At 45.6% G+C, this 19089-nt stretch carries 16 protein-coding genes; 9 read left to right on the forward strand and 7 right to left on the reverse strand.

Annotated elements, in window-relative coordinates:
- Positions 1–24 precede the first annotated feature (24 nt).
- The 3 genes from E5S67_RS09565 to E5S67_RS09575 all read left to right on the forward strand — a co-directional run bounded on the left by E5S67_RS09565 (position 25) and on the right by E5S67_RS09575 (position 7600).
- Positions 25–5364, forward strand: a complete 5340-nt coding sequence (locus E5S67_RS09565; RefSeq protein WP_172186804.1) for a glycosyltransferase — start codon at positions 25–27, stop codon at positions 5362–5364.
- A gap of 138 nt (positions 5365–5502) precedes the next feature.
- Positions 5503–6231, forward strand: coding sequence for a class I SAM-dependent methyltransferase (locus E5S67_RS09570; RefSeq protein WP_172186805.1), 729 nt, complete (start codon positions 5503–5505; stop codon positions 6229–6231).
- An 88-nt stretch (positions 6232–6319) separates the two neighbouring features.
- The gene (locus E5S67_RS09575) at positions 6320–7600 is read left to right on the forward strand and encodes a glycosyltransferase family 4 protein (RefSeq protein ID WP_172186806.1); all 1281 of its coding nucleotides are present in this window, start codon (positions 6320–6322) and stop codon (positions 7598–7600) included.
- Between the two features lie 197 nt (positions 7601–7797).
- Here E5S67_RS09575 and E5S67_RS09580 read toward each other — a convergent pair whose 3' ends face one another.
- From E5S67_RS09580 to E5S67_RS09600, 5 genes are all read right to left on the reverse strand, one after another.
- Positions 7798–8349: a DUF3124 domain-containing protein gene (locus E5S67_RS09580; RefSeq protein WP_172186807.1), complete on the reverse strand. Its 552-nt coding sequence runs from the start codon at positions 8347–8349 to the stop codon at positions 7798–7800.
- A gap of 78 nt (positions 8350–8427) precedes the next feature.
- Complete coding sequence (locus E5S67_RS09585) at positions 8428–9708, reverse strand: ATP-binding protein (RefSeq protein ID WP_172186808.1); 1281 nt, start codon at positions 9706–9708, stop codon at positions 8428–8430.
- Positions 9709–9726: 18 nt separating this feature from the next.
- Positions 9727–10404, reverse strand: coding sequence for a two-component system response regulator RppA (gene rppA / locus E5S67_RS09590; protein ID WP_172186809.1), 678 nt, complete (start codon positions 10402–10404; stop codon positions 9727–9729).
- Positions 10405–10539: 135 nt separating this feature from the next.
- Positions 10540–11760 carry an RNA-guided endonuclease InsQ/TnpB family protein gene (locus tag E5S67_RS09595; RefSeq protein WP_172186810.1) on the reverse strand — a complete coding sequence of 407 codons (1221 nt, stop codon included), beginning with the start codon at positions 11758–11760 and terminating at the stop codon, positions 10540–10542.
- A 238-nt stretch (positions 11761–11998) separates the two neighbouring features.
- On the reverse strand, positions 11999–12382 hold the full coding sequence (locus tag E5S67_RS09600; RefSeq protein WP_172186811.1) for a nuclear transport factor 2 family protein: 384 nt from the start codon (positions 12380–12382) through the stop codon (positions 11999–12001).
- Between the two features lie 224 nt (positions 12383–12606).
- On the opposite strand from E5S67_RS09600, the gene E5S67_RS09605 reads away from it, so the two are divergent.
- Complete coding sequence (locus tag E5S67_RS09605; protein ID WP_172186812.1) at positions 12607–12930, forward strand: YnfA family protein; 324 nt, start codon at positions 12607–12609, stop codon at positions 12928–12930.
- Between the two features lie 123 nt (positions 12931–13053).
- On the forward strand, positions 13054–13440 hold the full coding sequence (locus E5S67_RS09610) for a hypothetical protein (RefSeq protein ID WP_172186813.1): 387 nt from the start codon (positions 13054–13056) through the stop codon (positions 13438–13440).
- 131 nt (positions 13441–13571) lie between these two features.
- On the opposite strand, the gene E5S67_RS09615 is transcribed toward E5S67_RS09610, so the two are convergent.
- Positions 13572–13976, reverse strand: coding sequence for a BON domain-containing protein (locus tag E5S67_RS09615; RefSeq protein WP_172186814.1), 405 nt, complete (start codon positions 13974–13976; stop codon positions 13572–13574).
- Positions 13977–14317: 341 nt separating this feature from the next.
- On the opposite strand from E5S67_RS09615, the gene E5S67_RS09620 reads away from it, so the two are divergent.
- The 3 genes from E5S67_RS09620 (at position 14318) to E5S67_RS09630 (ending at position 17944) form a co-directional block, all read left to right on the forward strand.
- A complete protein-coding gene (locus E5S67_RS09620) occupies positions 14318–17032 on the forward strand; it encodes a cation-translocating P-type ATPase (RefSeq protein WP_172186815.1) in 2715 nt (904 codons plus the stop codon).
- A gap of 81 nt (positions 17033–17113) precedes the next feature.
- A complete protein-coding gene (locus tag E5S67_RS09625) occupies positions 17114–17641 on the forward strand; it encodes a hypothetical protein (protein WP_172186816.1) in 528 nt (175 codons plus the stop codon).
- Between the two features lie 147 nt (positions 17642–17788).
- Positions 17789–17944 carry a hypothetical protein gene (locus tag E5S67_RS09630; RefSeq protein WP_172186817.1) on the forward strand — a complete coding sequence of 52 codons (156 nt, stop codon included), beginning with the start codon at positions 17789–17791 and terminating at the stop codon, positions 17942–17944.
- Between the two features lie 96 nt (positions 17945–18040).
- Here E5S67_RS09630 and E5S67_RS09635 read toward each other — a convergent pair whose 3' ends face one another.
- A complete protein-coding gene (locus tag E5S67_RS09635; RefSeq protein ID WP_172186818.1) occupies positions 18041–18421 on the reverse strand; it encodes an ion channel in 381 nt (126 codons plus the stop codon).
- 273 nt (positions 18422–18694) lie between these two features.
- Here E5S67_RS09635 and E5S67_RS09640 point away from each other — a divergent pair.
- Positions 18695–19089, forward strand: a 395-nt coding sequence (locus E5S67_RS09640; RefSeq protein WP_172186819.1) for a helix-turn-helix domain-containing protein, incomplete at its 3' end; no start/stop codon positions are given.

Raw genomic sequence — 19089 nt, forward strand, 5'->3', positions numbered from 1 at the left:
GAATTAGGGCGAGGGAGAGAAATTGTGAGTACAAATGACACCAAACCGTCGGTTTTTATTGTTACCGGAATGCACCGTTCCGGTACGTCTTTAACAGCTTCTTTGTTTCAGGAAGTCGGGGTTGATATTGGCAAAAAGTTAGTGGGCCCGGCCGACGGAAATGTGAAAGGTCATTTCGAGAATGTTGATTTTGTGGAGTTTCACAAAAGTGTTTTGCGATCGCACGATATTGATGAACTCGGCTGTACGTTTGAAAAAACGATTCCGGTAGCAGCAGAATACGTGGAAATCGCCAAACGCGCGATCGACCAAAATCAACAAACTCACAAACATTGGGGTTGGAAAGACCCGCGAACAACTCTTTTTTTGGATTTTTGGCTGACTTTGCTCCCAGAAGCTAATTTTATCTGTGTTTATCGATCGCCCTGGGAAGTAGTGGATTCCCTTTACCGCCGGGGAACCGATGTCAGCTTGCTGCAAAATCCCGAAATGGCAGTAAAAATGTGGGTTCACTACAATCAAAAAGTTTTAGAACTTTACGAACGTTTTCCCGATCGCTGTCTGCTAGCAAACGTTTACCCTATCGGCAATACTCCCGAACTTTTCATCGAGCGAATCAACGAAAAATTTAATGTTAACTTAGGTGCGATACCGGGCGACAATTTTGAAGAATCTTTATTAGTCAACGATATTGTCAAAAGTCACAGACCGAGTTTAATAGAAAAATATTTTCCCGAAGCCTTAGAACTATATGAACTTTTGGAAACCCAAGCTGGCAATCTCAGCAGCGAATCGAAATTCGCGATCGATCGAGTTATTCATTTCCCAGCATCTCCAGTCTGGCCATTTGAAGATTGGTTGAAAATCCGCTTGCTGGAAAAACAGCAAAAAAACAGCAATTCCGAAGTCAAACAGTGGCAAGAACAATTTCACCAAGCCCAGGCGAAAGTGTTGGGATTAGAGACAGAATTAGGAGCAACTCAAGTACAGCTTGCCGGCAAAGAATCAAATTTTCAAGAAGCTTTAGCGAAACTGCTCGGATTAGAAACAGAATTAGGACAAACTCAAGTACAGCTTGCAGGCAAAGAATCGCAATTTCAAGAAGCTTTAACAAAAATCTTACAATTAGAAGCTGAATTAGGGCAAACTCAGGTACAGCTTGCAGGCAAAGAATCGCAATTTCAAGAAGCTTTAGCAAAACTGCTCGGATTAGAAACAGAATTAGGACAAACTCAGGTACAGTTTGCAGGCAAAGAATCGCAATTTCAAGAAGCTTTAGCCAAAGTATTAGAATTAGAAGCAGAATTAGGGCAAACTCAGGTACAATTTGAAGAGACTGAATTTATATTGCAGCAAAAGTTAGCTGAGTTACTTCAGTTAGAAACAGCACAAAGTCAAACTCAGGAAAAATTAAAGGACACTCAGGAAAATTTAGAACAATCCCGCCAAGAGAATGAAAACTTCCGAGCAGAAATTGCTAAAATTAAGTCTTCTAGATGGTGGAAAGCGAGAGAAAAATGGTCGGAAGTTCAGCACAGAATCCGCGACTTGTTCCCTAAATTTATTTTTTCGTTAGATCAACCCACTACGTGGCAAGTTTGCGATTCCAATCTGCTAATTGCGGGCTGGGTTTTTCACAAAAAAAGAGAGATTACAGCAGTCCGCGCCCGAGTTGAAGACAAGAGTTTCGCGGGCGTTTACGGCATAGAAAGAAGCGATATAGCCCTAGCACATTGTAATATTCCGACCGCGAATAAATCTGGTTTTATAATTGAATTGCAAGCGCCTGCCGGACGGCACGAAGTGCTGCTGGAAGCGCAAGACGAGCGAGGTAAATGGCATCTTTTGGCAGCTTATCCGCTGTTAGTTTCAACGATTCAAGCATCGTTAGATGTACCAGTGGTCTGGGAACAGCGTCAGGGTCAAATTTTGTTTGCAGGTTGGTGCTGTCACCACGATCGCAAAATTGCTAAATTAAGCCTTTTGTGCGGCGATACTTCTGTAGAGTGCGCCTACGGTTTGCGGCGAAAAGATGTCGGCGAAGTGTTTCCCGACTGGGTTAACAGTTCGGAAAGTGGCTTTGAGGCCCTTGTAGATTTGCCTGCTGGTGAATGGCACGTTTCTCTGCAAGCTGAGTTAGAAAGCGGGGAAATTTTGTATTTTCAAGCGCCAAAAAAATTGACCGTGCGGCGCTACCATATCTGGCAGCGAAGTGCGGATAAATTTGAGGAGTTGTCGAATTTGATAGAGGCAATCCGGCAGCGGGCGAGGGAGAGAAAACAGCGTCTCGGCAGAATTGTGCCGATGCCTTGGGAAATTGTCAGGGTGATTCGCCAGTTCGGGAAGATTTACCGACAGCAAAAACAGTTAATTTCCCCAGGAGATTTGCTGCCGCCTGCGGGTTTTGTGGTGCCTAAACCTATTGATAGGTACGACGCATGGCTGGAGGTGAATCAGTGGAACGATCGCGCCCGCGATTACTTGATTTCTCGGTTAAAATCCTGCCGGGAACCGCTGCCAAAAATCTCGGTGGTGATGCCAGTTTACAATCCGCAGATAGATTTTCTCGAAAGTGCGATCGCTAGCGTTCTCAATCAAGTTTATCCAAACTGGGAACTCTGCATTGCCGACGATTGCAGCACCGAATTCACTGTTGCTGAAAATTTGAAAAACTGGGCCCAAAAGGACGATCGCATCCGCATCACATTTCGCACAGAAAACGGCAACATCAGCGCAGCAACTAACAGCGCCGCCGCCCTGGCAACAGGCGACATCATCCTGTTTTTAGACAACGACGACGAACTAACTCCCGACGCATTAGGCGAAGTCGCCCTATATTTTGCAGCGCATCCAGCCACCGATTTTCTCTACTCAGACGACGACAAAATCGACACCAAAGGTCGCAGGTTCGCCCCGCAATTCAAACCAGAATGGTCGCCGGAACTGCTGCTTTCCTATATGTATCTCGGTCATTTGTGCGCCGTGAAAAGACACATTTTTGAACAAATAGGCGGTTTGCGGATAGGTTTGGAAGGCTCGCAAGATTACGATTTTGCCTTGAGAGCAACCGAAATTTGTCGCCACGTCGCGCACCTGCCGCTAGTGCTGTATCACTGGCGAACAGCACCCGGTTCTACAGCCATATCTGGGGCCGCGAAACCCGCCAGTTTTGCCGCCGGTCAAAAAGCCATTCAAGACGCACTAAACCGCCGAAAAATTAAGGGCAATGTCGCTCAGCACGCATGGGCAATTAAAGAAAATTTGGGAATATTTGCCCAGGATTTCCCGGATAATGGCCCGTCAGTAACGGTGATTATTCCTACTAAAAATCAGCTTAAATTGCTGAAAGCCTGTTTAGATTCTCTGGAAACTACAACCTACAAAAATTATCAAGTTGCCATCATCGACAACGAAAGCGACGACCAGAAGACTCTGGAATATTTAAAGCAATTAAATTGCCAAGTTTTGCGGATAAAAAATCCTGGGGATAAGTTTAGTTTTGCAGCAATTAACAACCGCGCTGCCGAACAAGTTGACAGCGAATATGTGTTGTTTTTGAACAACGATACAGAAGTAATTAACCCGCGCTGGCTGAGTCAAATGGTGGGATACGCTCAAATTCCCGCTGTGGGTGCAGTCGGCGCGAGGCTTTTATATCCCGACGGCCGAATTCAGCACGCGGGCATAATTCACGGGCTGCATCACGGTTTGGCTGGTCACGCTTTTAAGCTGATGAACAGCGAAAATCGAGGCTATCTTTCTCAAGCGATGGTAACGCGAAATTATTCTGCGGTAACAGCGGCTTGCACGATTACTCCGCGTCAATTGTTCTTAGAATTGGGCGGTTTTGATGAGGAGAATTTTGCTGTTGCTTACAATGATGCAGATTACGGATACCGACTGTTAGAACTGGGTTATCGGTGCGTATATTGTCCCGATGCCGAGTTGTTGCACAAAGAAGGAACTTCTAGGGGTTTTACCGACAATCCTCAAGAAGTGGCGGCTTTTAGACGCAAGTATGCGGGGAAAAATGACAGTTTTTACAGTCCTCACTTGTCTTTAGAAGATGAGTATTTTCATATTCAACCCCGACGGTTTTTTATGAAGGAACAAGGAAGTTCTGTCACGGATTCTGTAACGGATTCAGGGGAGAATGAAGAACTAAATTTTGGTAATTTTGGTTCTTTAATATCAGTAAATAATTTTGTAAATCCTATCAGAGTTTTGATGTGCAGCAATTCGCTGGATTTCACGGGTGCGCCGCTGCATCAGTACGAAATCGCGGTGAAATTGGCGGCTGAAGGTGTGATTGAGCCGATCGTACTTTGCACAACAGAAGGGCCGCTGCGTCAAGCTTACGAACAGCAGGGAATTGAAGTAATTGTGCGCGACAATCCTCTCGAACATATCTACCAGCGCGATGCTTATGATGAAGCCATCCGCAGTTTTAGCACAGAAATTGCAATTTTAAAAGTAGATGCAATTTATGCCAATACTTTAGAAAACTTTTTTGTAGTTGATGCGGCGCGGTTAATCGGAATTCCGGCGGTGTGGAACGTGCACGAAAGCGAACCTTGGCAAACTTATTTTAACAGGTTTGGTTCGGAGATTGCGGCGAGAGCTTTAGAGTGTTTTCGCTTTCCTTACAAGGTGATTTTTGTGGCAGATGCAACGCGAGATAGGTATTTGCCTCTCAACAGCCACCACAATTTTACCGTAATTCACAACGGCTTAGATTTGAGCAAACTGGAAAATTCGGAGAATTCTGAATTGGCTAGAAAAAGTTTAGGTGTTGCAGCAGCAGATGTGGTAATTTTGCTGCTGGGAACGGTATGCGAACGCAAAGGACAGCAGGATTTAGTTAAGGCACTTTCACTTTTACCTGACAAATGGCACAATAAAATTAGGTGTTTTATTGTGGGCGATCGCCCGAGTATTTACAGCAATAAATTAGCCGAGTTGGTGGGGGAATTGCCGCAAGAGTTGCGGCAAAGGGTGACAGTAGTCCCGGAAACTGGGGAGACGGGAAAATATTACAAAGCTGCTGATATTTTTGTTTGCACTTCTCGCGTCGAAAGTTTTCCGAGAGTGATTTTGGAGGCGATGGCCTGCGATTTACCAATTATTACATCGCCGGTTTTTGGGATTAAAGAACAAGTGCGGCCTGGAATTAATGGTTTGTTTTATACACCCGATCGCCCGGACGAATTAGTTGCAGCTTTGATTAGTTTATTGGATGATAAATCATTGCGGCAGCAGTTAGCTGAAAACGCTAAATACGTCTTGGATTCACTTAATACTTTTGAGGAAATGACTCAAGCTTATGCAGATATTTTCTGCGAAGCATATTTCAGCAGTCATTAGTCATCTTACAATGTCAGCGTCCCGCCCAGCCAAGCGCAGTAAATCAACTCGTAGACTTTGGGCAGGATTTGATATAATTTGCCCAGACTTGCGGAACATATTGAAAATTGAGCCATCAATACTATAAAATAATCAAAAATGAACGATGAAAAAATGACCGATCGCCCAAGAGTAGATTATGAAAGGGCATGGGACAGTTACGCCCAACAGTGGCAAAAAACTAATGCCGAACTTGCCCATATTGGCGACGAATGGATAGGTAAAGCTGCCGGTGCCGCTAATTCCTTAGCCGAATACGAGGCGCTGATAGAACAGCAATTTATTGCACCGTACATCAAAAAAGAACATAGGGTTTTAGAAATTGGTATCGGCGGCGGAAAAACAGGTTCGCTGCTGCTGAAATATTGCGATCGACTAATTTGTGCCGACATTTCCAGTCAAATGCTGCAAGCTGCCCGATCGCGCTTGGGAGACGATCGCGTTTCTTACGTCAAACTCGACGGTTTAACATTAGACGGCATCGCTCCAGGTTCAGCCGATGTCTGCTTTTGTTACGATACAATGGTACACGTAGAGCCGGTAGATATATTCAACTACCTGACTCGAATTCCCAAACTGCTGCGGGGCGATCGAATTTGCGTGTTTCACCACACAAATATTTTTAGCGAATTAGGGTGGCAAAAATTCGCCGGCGAGTGGGACAAAAACTTGCTAGGGCACAGAGACGGCACAGCATTTTCAGTTATGACTGATACAATTATGGAAAAATTTCTCAACCATTTAAACTATCAAATCATCCTGAAAAATACATCTTCCGTACCGCGAGATTGCGTCTGGATCTGCAAAGCACCAACCCCCAATGAATAAAACCAAAGCTTTTTAGCCGCATCAAAATATTTTATTTCAACTAACAACAGTCAACAGTCAACAGTCAACAGTCAACAGACAACTGACAATGAAAGCATTATTTCTCCATCCCAACTTCCCCGCCCAATACCGCCACATTATCACGGCTTTAGGCGCAGATCCGAAAAATCAAATTGTTTTCGGCACTAAAAACGAGCGCCCAGAGTGGAACATTCCCGGCGTTCGCAAAGCAGCATTTACCCCCAGCCGCGAACCCCACCCGCAGACTCACCAATACGTCCGCCCTTTAGAAAGTGCCGTCATCTACGGACAAGCTGTATTTAGGATGGCAGAACAACTCAAAGCCGATGGTTTTGTACCCGATATTATCTGCGGACATTCCGGTTGGGGGCCGACATTGTTTGTCAAAGAAGCCTTTCCAAATACGCCTCTTTTGTGTTATTTCGAGTGGTTTTATCATGCGATTGGTTCCGACGCAGATTTTGACCCAGCGGAACCTTTAACAGTTGACGACATGGCTCGAATTAGAATTAAAAATGCGCCGATTCTGATTGATTTATACTCTTGCGATTGGGGTTTGTCGCCCACTTATTGGCAGCGATCGCAATTTCCGCCCGAATTACAAAAAAAATTGTCCGTACTCCACGACGGCGTAGATACCGATTACTTCAAACCCGACCCCGGTGCTAAACTGGTTTTGCCTAACTTAGACTTGTCCGGCGTTGATGAAATTGTCACCTACGTATCGCGCGGAATGGAACCTTACCGCGGCTTTCCAGAGTTTATTGAGTCGATCGCCTATTTGCAAGAACGCCGCCCCAACTGTCACGTTGTAATTGTAGGTTCAGAAAGAGTTTGTTACGGGCGTTCTTTACCCAACGGCGAGTCTTACAAAGACCATATGCTCAAAAAAGTGCCGCTAGATTTGTCGCGAGTTCACTTTGTCGGGCCCCTACCTTACGGACTGTATTTAAAAGTAATTCAAGCATCAGACGTACACGTTTATTTGACCAGACCTTTTGTACTATCTTGGTCAATGATTGAATCTCTATCCACAGGATGTTTAGTAATCGGTTCCGACACCGGGCCGGTGAGAGAAGTTATCCGCGACGGAGAAAACGGTTTGCTAGTCGATTACTTCTCGCCGAAACAAGTAGCCGATCGCATTGATGAAGTTTTAGACCATCCTACCCGCATGGCAGAAATTCGCGTCAAAGCCCGTCAAACGGCATTAGAACGATATAGTTTAGCTAAAATGCTGCCGCAACATTTACAACTGATCGAGCAAGTAGCCAATCGTTCCATGCCGCCTACAGTTGGTATGCAACCAGAACGAGAATTAGCAGCCTCTTTTGCAGTGAGAATGTAGCAATAAAGTTGGTCAGGACTAAAGCCATTGTCACAAGCGTTCCTGTGCGACTACACCGCACAGGAACACCAACTAGACGATAAACATCAGAACATTTGGACGTTTTAGTTCAAATTAAATATTTTGAAAGCAATCCGTCAATCCCTTCTAGGCTAGTCGCAAACTACCTTCTAGAGCAATAATTTAATCCTCTAAAATCACTTCTGTATCCTGTGTTGCTTGAGAACTTTAGCGGGACTAACAAATGAAATGCCCTGAGAAAAAGAGGTACTGATCATGACAGCTTCAATGACAGGCTCATAAACCGTTTTTTCTGCAACCCACTCCACAATAAAGTTGGCACCTGAGCCTCCACTTGTATCATTTGCTGCAATGAAAAAGTTTGCGGAAGCAAGCGGCTTGAGTTCTACAGGACTCTTAATATCCTGCCTAATCAATTTCCCATCGGTATCGTAGTAACGCACAGAAGTGATAATAATCGAATTTGTCAGATCCGTATTGCGAATACTGAGCGTGGCTGACAACTCCATCACATCATCCTGGCTATTGTAGTGATAAATATGCGAGTAAATAGGGACATATACGGTTTGTCCCATCACAACTTTTGTTTTATCTAACGTGACCGATCTCAGTGAGGTTTCACGTTTTATATCAGGTTGTTGCCTTTGTGAGGTAGTTTGGTCAGAACAAGAGGTAATGACGCTCGCGGCGATCGCCCAACCAACCCAGAAATCATGTTTCAGCTTCATCGGCATTCATCCAAATACACCACATACATTGCAGTTACCTCTAAAGCAGAGTACACCTTCTCTCTCGTTTGAGGCGGCTTAGTGATAAGGTTTGAGCGGCAGTTCAATCTGAAACGTTGAGCCTTTGCCCACTTCACTCGTCACATGAATTTTTCCACCATGAGCCTGGACAATCTGTTGGACGATCGCTAACCCTAGTCCAAATCCACCACTATCGAGCGATCGCTCAGTGTCCACCCGATAGAAGCGATCGAAAATATAGGGTAAGTCCGCTTCTGAAATACCGATGCCCGTATCGATTATCTGAATGACTGCCAAATTGGAATGAAGAACTAGGCGTATTTTTACAGTTCCGCCCACTGGAGTATATTTACAGGCATTGTAAAGCAAGTTTTCGACTACTTGCCGCAGCAGCTCGGGGTCGGCCAATAATTCAATCCGTTGTGCCGGTGATTCGCAGGTCAGTTTGATATTTTGGGGTTCTGCAAGTGCGACAAACTGGGTTGCTAAATTGCTCAGCAACTCGTTGAGATTGATTAACTTGAGCGATTCCGGCGTAAGTCGCCCTTGATGACGAGCCAACAGCAGTAAATTATTCACCAGGGCTCCCATTGATTTTGCGCTATCTACAATATTTTCTAAGGGAGGATGGTAACGCGAATCATCAGCCGCGATGAGCAACCCAAGCTGGGCATTAGTGAGAATGGCAGAGAGGGGCGATCGCAACTCGTGAGAGGCATCGGCTGTAAAGCGCTGAAGCTGTTGATAGGCTTGCCGAATCGGTTGCATGGCCAGCCCGCTGAGAAACCAACCTGTGAGGGCAATTAAGCCCAGTGCGATCGGGACAGCGAGAGTTAGCACAATCTGAAGCTGAGTGAGCCCGTTTTGAGTTTCTGTCAGGGGAGTTGCAACCTGAAGATAACCGAGTACCCCAGTTCTACCTTCAACGGGCAATGTCACCTGACGCAGCCAGATTCCTGTTCCCAAAAGTGGATCGGTCGATCGAACTGTGACATAACCAAAGCGCGTATTTAACTGCTCTGATGAAGGAGTCCCAAAAAAACGAACTAACCGCCTTTGTGCGTTATACCAGCGTACATACATCAGATCTTCTGCAAGGGGATGAGACCCACTGCCTAACAGGGGGACATGGCTCAGATCGACCTGGCTCTGGTTTTTGCGAACTTCATAATGCACGCTGGCAGCCATGACTCTACTCTTGTCATAGAGCAGTAGGTCAACGGCTTCTAGTTTATCTTGTACCTCAATCTGGTAAATCACCCCCGCAAACAGCACGAGAATGCTTCCCATTGAGAGGGTGAACCAACGAGCCAGATTGCGACGACTTTGATTGAACACAGTTTGCTTTTACGATCGTTACTTTTCAGGGGAAGTCAGGCGATAACCCATACCGTAAATGCTATCAATCCAGTCTGCCGATCCTACAGCCTGCAAGCGTTGGCGGAGTTTGCGAACTAGAACTGCGATCGCATTGCTCTCTGGTTCAGTCCCCCATTCCCACACGCCTTGTTCAATCTGATTCCGAGTCAAAACTTGCCGGGGATGACGCATAAAATACTCTAACAACTGAAACTCGCGACAGGAGAGGGTAACGGTTGCACCTTGTCGCTCAACGGTAAGAGTATCGAGGTGGAGGTGCAGATCCTCAAGGCTGAGCGTATCTCCTTGCCAAAGGGGCGATCGCCGTCTTAATGCCCGCACTCGTGCCATGAATTCAACCAAATCGATCGGTTTCACCAGGTAATCATCTGCGCCTGCGTCTAACCCTGTCACTTTTTCAGGCGTGGTGTCTCTTGCCGTGATCATCAAAACCGGAGCTGTTTTCCCTGCGGCTCGATACTGACGACAGAGATTTACCCCACTGATATGTGGCAACATCCAGTCCAGAATCAACAAATCATAATCTTTTTCTGATAACAGCCACTGCGCCGTCTCTCCATCTTTTACCCCATCTACGCTATGTCCTGCCTGAGACAGCACTGTTTGAAGCGGCATCAGTTGCTTTGGGTCGTCCTCCACAAGTAGGATTCTCATATATTTCTTTAATTTGGCTTATAAACATTGATATATTGATATGCCAGCAATTCTCATTATGACTTTTGACTGTTCAGGGCAGTGAGAACGGGGTTAGTTGACATCCACCCCGGCGTGAACGCACGGGGATTCCATCTATTCAAGCCAATCAAAAATTGACAATTGCTTAAATTCTGGTGGGTTGACGCTTCTTTGGGTGCTGCTATCCTGGGATAGTCTTATGCTTCCTCCACGCCCGTTTAAAGTCTCCGAAAGTCCTCCGGCGACTAAAATGTTAGTTGCGGCGTTAATATCCCTATCATGAGACGTGCCACAGTTGAGGCAAATCCATTCTCGAATTGAGAGATCTAACTTCCCGATTTTAAACCCACAACAAGAGCAGGTTTTAGAAGTCGGTTCCCATCTATCAATGACTCGAAAATCTCTGCCATATTTTTCTGATTTTGCTTCTAGGAAAGTTCTAAATGTTCTCCAACCTAAATCAGAAATTGCACGGGATAATTTGCGGTTCCTAACCATTCCTGACACATTTAAGTCTTCTAACACAATCGTTTGATTCTCACGAATGATTTGAGTTGATAACTTGTGCAGGAAATCTGTGCGAGTATCAGCTAGTTTAGCGTGAAGTTTAGCTAACCGCTTTCTAGAAAATTCATGTCGTTTAGATGCTTTGGTTTTCCGAGAGAGAGATTTAGATAACTTTTTCAGCTTCCTAATCCTTTCCTTTAGGGGTTTGGGAGCTTTTATTTTTTGTCCGTTACTCAGAGTTGCAAAGGTTGAAATTCCTAGATCGATACCAACTGAACTATCAGAATATGGCAAGACTTCGGGTTGAACTTCCACGACAAAACTGAGGAAATATCGGTCAGAACTGTCCTTGATGATTGTGACTGAACTGGGTTCTGAGGGCAACTCTCTTGTCCAAACCACCTTAAGCTTTCCAACTTTCGCTAAATAAACCTTCTCACCTTTGATGGAAAATCCTAGTTTAGTGAATCGGGCGGATTGTTGAGATTTCCGCTTTTTAAAACGAGGGGGTTTAACTTTTTGTCCCTGACGTTTCCCTTTACAGGAATTGAAGAAGTTTTGGTATGCTTGCTCTAAATCGTTTAAGGATTGTTGCAGGGGAACTGCTGAAACTTCTGATAACCATTCCCGTTCCTCTAACTTCTTAGCTTGAGTGATGAATTGCTTTTGAAGTTCGGCATTTTTCGGTTTCTTTTTGCCTCCAATATATTCAGAAATGCAAAAAACTAGACTATCGTTCCATACTACTCTGACACACCCAAATAACTTGGCTAACGCCAATTTATGAGAGGGTGTCGGATAGCATCGGTAGCGATATCTAGCTTTCATTTGTTTTTGATATTTACTGTCTTTATCTTAACATAAACCAGAATAAAAAGCCGTCGAGCGAAGGACGGGGCTTTAAACCCAAAATTTTCGGTAAGAGAGTCAAAAGCTCACCGAGTCGAAGACGTTGACCCCCACCCGCAAGTTCGACGGCATCATTGGGTACTTTCGCGACGTGCTGCAAGCGTTAGTTGATTTTTCATAATGAGAATTGCTGTTATGGCAGAGAAGTTTGAACTGGTTAGGACTCTGGGGTGGACGATGGAAGCGGACAGACTTCCATGGCTTGAATCAAGCCGTGCTCAAGGGTGAATCGATGACCCACGTGCTCATCGACAAGAACTGCTCCAGCCAAGTCACGCACGACCTGATGCACATCGACCAAAATGCGCCCAGCTTCCTCCGAGTAAAAGGAAACCGGCTCGACGTGCGGATCGATCTCGCTCCATTGCTCCGTCCAGTAAGTGCGAACTTCTTCAGGTCCACGGACAAAACCGCCTTTGAACGCTTTCGGCCAAGCCACGTCCGCAGTCATGAGGGCAAGGGCAGCGTCAATGTCTCGCGCGTTGAAGGCTGCGTACGCCGCATGGAGCAGTTCGATTTCTGGTGCAGGTCGATCTGACATAAGTTGATCTGACATAAGAGGTATGGTGACAGCAGGTCTCATTATGCAAGATTATGAGAGTGATTCCCATCCAAACTCGCTATTTTGAGGAATTTCGGTATCTGAAACCCTTATTCCCTCGTTAGCAATCTAGGCTTGAAAGCTCAATTTATGCAAGGGTTTCAAAATGAGAATTGCTGTTGATATGCTGATGAAGTTTACCTATTTTAAGTATTAATCTAAAAATGCCAACACTTACTTTTTTTATACTTGCAGCTCTAGGAGAAATCTCTGGATGTTACGCTTTCTGGGCATGGGTGAGACTTGAAAAAAGTATTTTGTGGATTTTTCCAGGCATTTTAGCTTTAATCTGTTTTGCGCTTTCTCTAACTCAAGTCAATGCTTCAAACGCTGGAAGAGTATATGCTGCTTATGGAGGTATTTACATTCTGGCATCTCTGGTTTGGTTATGGCTGATTGAAGGAGTTAAGCCAGATAAGTGGGACTTGCTTGGTGTTACAATTTCCCTGATTGGAACCGTTGTAATTTTGTTCAGCCCACATCGCTGATTGCTTTTTATATCGAACTCGAACAATTTACGCATCTCTCTTGAGTAGGATTTCAGCAGAGCGATCGCTCCACTAAAGTGCAAATAGATCGCGGACCAAGCGTTTAAAACAGATAGGTGCAGTATGTGGCAGGTTACTAAACGTTGGTTAAAAGCATCAGGCGCAGACTTTTGGTTGCCGCTACCGTTTGTGGCGATCGCGTTTTGGGTTGGTTCCAGTTTCCTAATGGCTCAAGAATTACAACAACCCGAGATTGCAAAGAATAAACTTCAGGCAGATACCCAGCTTAAAGCAACGGTGTCTGTCAATATATTGCTGATCAACGCGGTGATTAACCGAAAACAAGGAACAACCCTGGTTGCGGTAGAAACAGCAGAACCCATTTTGAAGCGATTGCAATTAGAATTGCCAATGACTGACGCAACCCAGATAGAGACAGCGATCGCTCAAGAACTACAGTTATCGCGTCAAAATGTTCGCCAGTTAGTCCGTTACGAGATCGTTGAATAAGTTTATTGTTTCAATATTGCGATCGCATCCAGTCAAATAAGGTTGCCAAATCCATAGGTTTCCTGGCTGCGATCGCGCAATTTTTTTAAAGTGGCAAGAGCCTTTGGCGCTTGCCACTTCACTGTTAGGAACTACTGAGTGACGATTTCGTTAGTGATGGAAACATTTGCTGCAACTTGCCGAGCGAGTTGTTCTGCCAATGCTTTTTGTTCGACCGTTTGAACGCGCCCGGTTAACACAATCGCATTAGCCCGATCGTCTGCGTCCAAATCGAATTGCTTGAGGGTTGTATCGGAGTCTAAGGCATCTTCTACGCGATCGGCAATATCGTCAATGTTTTGATTTTCAGCCGTCTGTGCGGTCGTGGTTGCAGGCGCAGAAGCGGTTGGAGCAGTCGTATTTTCAGTGGCAATTGTGGGAGCAGAAGTAGATGGAACAGTTGTCTGTGAATTATTGGGGGGGGTGCAAGCACCTAAACCCAAAATTGCAACAGTGCTGACGCTGATTCCTTGCACCAAGAGCTTCAATAATTGCATATTATTTGCCTGTTTTGTTGGTTTTGAAACGCAATTTTGCCGAGAAACCTCAGCATGAACTTTTTCATCATCTCAACTTAACAAGTGAATGTACGATAGTTCATCCATCAAAAGTAATGCTTTTTATAACCCTATTAAAAGGAAACACTAAATCAAATGCAGTGAACTAAGGTTGGCAAGTTCACAAGCTACCTCAATCGGTTCTCTGCGTAAGTAGACGGAGCAAATGTGATCGAAATGTGACTAACAGAAATCAGTCGATCATTTTTCCCTCACATTCATCAATGACGCTAGAAACAAGACGAAACAACAGACAAGCACTTGGCTTGACAAGAAGCGTTATGACTGCAACGAATGTAGAAAAATTAGTAGAACACTCTTGGCATGACCTCTCTGTCGAGAAAGTGGCTCGGCTTTTAGAGAGTGACCTGGAAATAGGCCTATCTTCCGATGTGGCAGCGGAACGGCGCGATCGCCTCGGGCCCAATCAACTAACGGCTCAGAAGCCGCAAAGTGCCTGGTTGCGATTTATTCACCAACTGAATCAGCCGCTAATCTACATTTTGTTAGCTGCTGGGATAGTTACAGCATTTCTGAAAGAGTGGATTGATGCAGGTGTAATTTTGGGGGTCGCTCTAACGAACGCCACCATTGGTTTCGTTCAAGAGTCAAAGGCAGAGAATGCGATCGCCGCTTTAGCAAAATCTGTTGCAACTGAGGCAACGATTCTCCGCCACGGTCAAAAGCAAGTGGTTTCATCCAGCGAACTGGTTCCTGGCGATCTCGTCTTGCTGTCTTCTGGGGATAAAGTGTCTGCGGATCTGCGACTGATCGAAGTCCGTGACTTACAAGTCGATGAGTCAGCGTTAACGGGAGAATCTGTCCCGGTTGAGAAGGAATCCCAGGCGCTAGAGGCAGACACTCCGCTGGCCGAGCGCACGAACATGGCGTATACCGGAAGCCTGGTAACGTTTGGACAGGGACGCGGACTGGTCGTCAGCATTGGTGACATGACTGAGACCGGACACATCTCCCAACTGATGCAGCAAAGCAGCACGTTGGAAACCCCACTGAGTCGCAAAATTGACAAATTTAGCAAAACCTTGCTCTATGTCATTTTAGGTTTGGCTGCCTTCACATTTGTCGCAGGCATTGCCCAGAGATTTTCTTGGGTTGAGGTGTTCAAGGCATCTGTAGCGCTTGCAGTCAGCGCAATTCCTGAAGGCTTACCCGCGATTTTAACGGTGACACTGGCGATCGGGGTTTCCCAAATGGCAAAGCAGCACGCCATTATTCGCAAACTTCCGGCAATTGAGACGCTGGGCAGCACCACCGTGATTTGTTCCGACAAAACCGGAACCTTGACTGAGAATCAAATGACTGTTCAGGAAATTGAGGCCGGTGGAAAGCGATATCGGGTTAGCGGTGGAGGATATGCACCAGACGGGAAAATTTCTGTAAATGGACGCTCCGTTGACCTGGCGATCGCACCTGCTTTATATGAATGCCTGCAAGCAGGATTGTTGTGCAACGATTCTTATCTAGACGTGCAAGACGGGAACTGGACTGCGATCGGTAGTCCAACGGAAGGGGCGCTGGTTGCGGTAGCCCAAAAAGCAGGGTTAATGACTGAGCAACTGGAGGAAGCGCTTTCCCGGCTCGATACACTGCCGTTTGAATCTCAGTTTCAATACATGGCAACCTTACATGACGATCGTCCAGAACGATTGATTTATGTCAAGGGTTCAATTGAGGCAATTCTCAAGCGGTGTCGCCAGATGCTTGATGAAGAGGGAGAGGCGATCGCCATCAACCCAGCGCCGATCGAGCAAGCCGTGGAGAGGATGGCGAAAAAAGGGTTGCGAGTTCTGGCACTTGCCAAGAAAGTTGTACCCGCTTCTCAATCTTCTATTGAGCATTCTGATATTGAGCAAGGGTTAACTTTTCTGGGGCTGCAAGGCATGATCGACCCGCCTCGCCCCGAAGCGATTCAAGCGATTCAAGCCTGTAGGTCTGCGGGAATTCAGGTCAAGATGATTACCGGCGACCATGCCAAAACAGCAGCAGCGATCGCGCACCAAATGGGACTAAATCAAACCCAAGATGCTCCCGTTTTTACCGGTCAAGAACTCGCTCAAATGAATCAGCAGGAATTAGCCAATGCTGTCGAACAAAGCTGCGTGTTTGCTCGTGTAGCGCCAGAACAAAAGCTCCGCATTGTCGAAGCACTTCAGTCTAAGGGCGAGATTGTGGCAATGACTGGAGATGGAGTTAACGATGCTCCCGCCTTGAAGCAAGCTGATATTGGGGTAGCGATGGGCATCACGGGCACTGAAGTCACAAAAGAAGCCGCAGATATGATTCTGACGGATGACAACTTTGCTTCGATCGAGAAAGCAGTTGAGGAAGGACGCACGGTTTATAAGAATCTGCTGCGGGCGATCGCTTTCATCCTGCCCGTGAATGGTGGAGAGTCCATGACCATCTTGATTGCCGTACTTCTGGCAACCCCGCTACCCATTTTGCCAGTACAAATTTTGTGGCTGAATATGGTCAGTTCAGTTGCGTTGAGCTTACCGTTGGCATTTGAGCCGCCCTCTCCCGATGTCATGCAACAGCCGCCTCGACCTGCCAATGAACCGCTTCTGTCTCGCAGGCTGACGGCTCGGATTCTGACAGTTTCGGTATTTAACTGGATTGCGATCTTTGGGATGTTTGAATGGATCGTCCAAACCACAGGCAATGAAGCTCTAGCCCGGACGATGGCAATTCAAGCATTGGTTGCAGCCGAAGCTTTTTACCTGTTAAGTATCAGTCGCTTCGTTCCGGCGATCGTCGCCAAACTACGCGGTAAAGATGAATCAGTTGGCTACGCGGTAGCGATCGGCATTGGGGCTATTTTCATTCTCCAATTCCTGTTTAGCCAATCGGGCATTATGAATCAGTTATTCGACACAGAAGCTTTGACCGCAATCCAAGGCTTAATTTGTATCGGATTCGGACTGCCAATGATTGCTTTGTCAGCTTTGCTAAAGCGTTTTGCACCTCTGAACTAAGTAGTTTTTGTGATCGGGCCATTCACAGCGGCTCTACACACTATTTACCAATTTTGTAGCGTTTAATATTGAATATTTCTCATGAATTACCAAAACCTCAAACGTGCTAGCGGCCTATTTACTAATCATCGAAACGCAGAGCAGGCGCTAGTTGAGCTAAAAAGCAGGGGCTTCCCCATGCACAAGATTTCAGTGATTGCTAAACCTTCTGACAATGATGCTTTGGACTCTCTGGGCGTGCAGAAAATTTTAATCACAAGAGCAGCAGGCGCACAAGTAGGCGCGATCTTAGGCAGCATACGACTAGGTTCACTAGCCTTAATTGTTGGACTCAGCAGCCTGCTAATTCCCGGTATTGGTCAGGCAGTAGCGGTGGAAAGTATTTTAGCAACTTTCTTTGGAAGTGGGATTGCTGCAACTGCTGGCGGTCTATATGGCGCACTTCAAGGATGGTTGGTGCCAGAAGAACAAGCAAGAATTTACAATGACAGATTTAACCAGGGAGATTATTTGATCGTCATGGAGGCAAGAGAAAATGAGATCGTGATTGCTGAACCTGTCCTTAAACGTTGGGAGATTCTGACGTGGCGTGTCTGTGATGCTACTTAAATTCAAGGTAAGAAAGGACGATTACCTTCGAGGAATTTAGTCCCGCCACTCAGAAGGTCCAAAACCAGCTCAAAATTTTGGTTGTCGATGGCTTTGGGCGATCGCTCTCCTACTCCTGACATATGGATCGACAACGCGAGCATCTCAATGAAAGCAACCAAGCTAGAAATTGGAGTTTTGAGGCAGGAGGCAGAAGGAAGGAGCCAGAAGAAATATTTTTACAAATATGAAATGCTCCCATCAACAACTTCCATTACCTGCCTTAGCGGCAACCGCGATCTGGTCGGCAACGCTTCAGAATAGACTGTTGAAAAAAATATTAAAAACCCGCACAATTAATAGGAATTAGCATCCTGTAAGGTTTTGTAAATCATCCAGAGCTAGCAAAAAAATAGCAATCTAAAAACGATTAAAGGTGTTTTCAAGGCGCGTGCGATCGCTCAGCGAAATGAGTCTGTGCAAGCCTAGAGTAGCCATGTGAGAAATAAAGACCACTTCGATTAGGAAATGGCTCATTGCCTCTAAAGTGACGATTGCCCAAGCTAATCCTAGTGGAGTTTGAATGCCATAGCCAATTCGGAAAAATGTTTCGACACTGAAATACAAGAAGGGCAGAAATCCAGCAACACGTTCCCCATTATGCTTCTGAAGTCCTCCCAAATCCAGTGCATCCAGACTCCAATAAGCAAGAGCAAAAATCAGAACCAGGCTGAGGGAAACGATCGTCAATTGCCAAAGGGTGAAAAGCCAGCGAGATTGTGTGGTGCGATCGGTTGTCATAACTATTTCCCAAAAGTGAATAAACTGATTACTATAGCAATCCTCGCCGCATCAGGTGTGAATTTCTTACTCCCTCCCCTTGCTAAGGGGGGAGAGTTGGGGTGGGGTAAAAAATTTACGACTCCTGCAAGGATTGCTATAAGATGTCAGCCTGGCCTGGGAAAGCGATCGCTGTGTTCAGTTTATGAGCGATATAATACCAATTTCATAAAATAGTGCTACAGTTAGTAGAAGTGCATTTTGCAATTGACTAGCCAAATAGAGGTCAAAAAAATGTCAGGAGTTGTCAAGATTGTAATTCGAGAAACCGCAGCAGAACTGAAAACTTTGCTGTGCCGAGAGAAAGATGCTGTGCGCCACGAAAAACTGCTGATTCTGTATTGGCTCAAAACCAAAACAGTGGATAGTGTATTGTCTGCTGCGGTGCGATTAGGTAAGCATCGTACCACAATACAAAGATGGTTGTCTAGCTACCGGACTGGGGGAATAGAAGAATTATTATGCCAGAAACCTCGTGCGGGTCGGCCCAGAATAATGACTTCAGAAATTGTAGAGAAATTATCACAAGAGTTAAACCAAGTAGAAGGGTTCAGTAGCTACAAAGAAGTACATCAGTGGTTGACAAGCTGTTGTGACATTCCCGTGGCATATCGGACAGTGCATCAATG

The organism is Microcoleus asticus IPMA8 (assembly GCF_013179805.1).
In the GTDB taxonomy this organism is placed as follows: Bacteria; Cyanobacteriota; Cyanobacteriia; order Cyanobacteriales; family Microcoleaceae; genus Microcoleus; species Microcoleus asticus.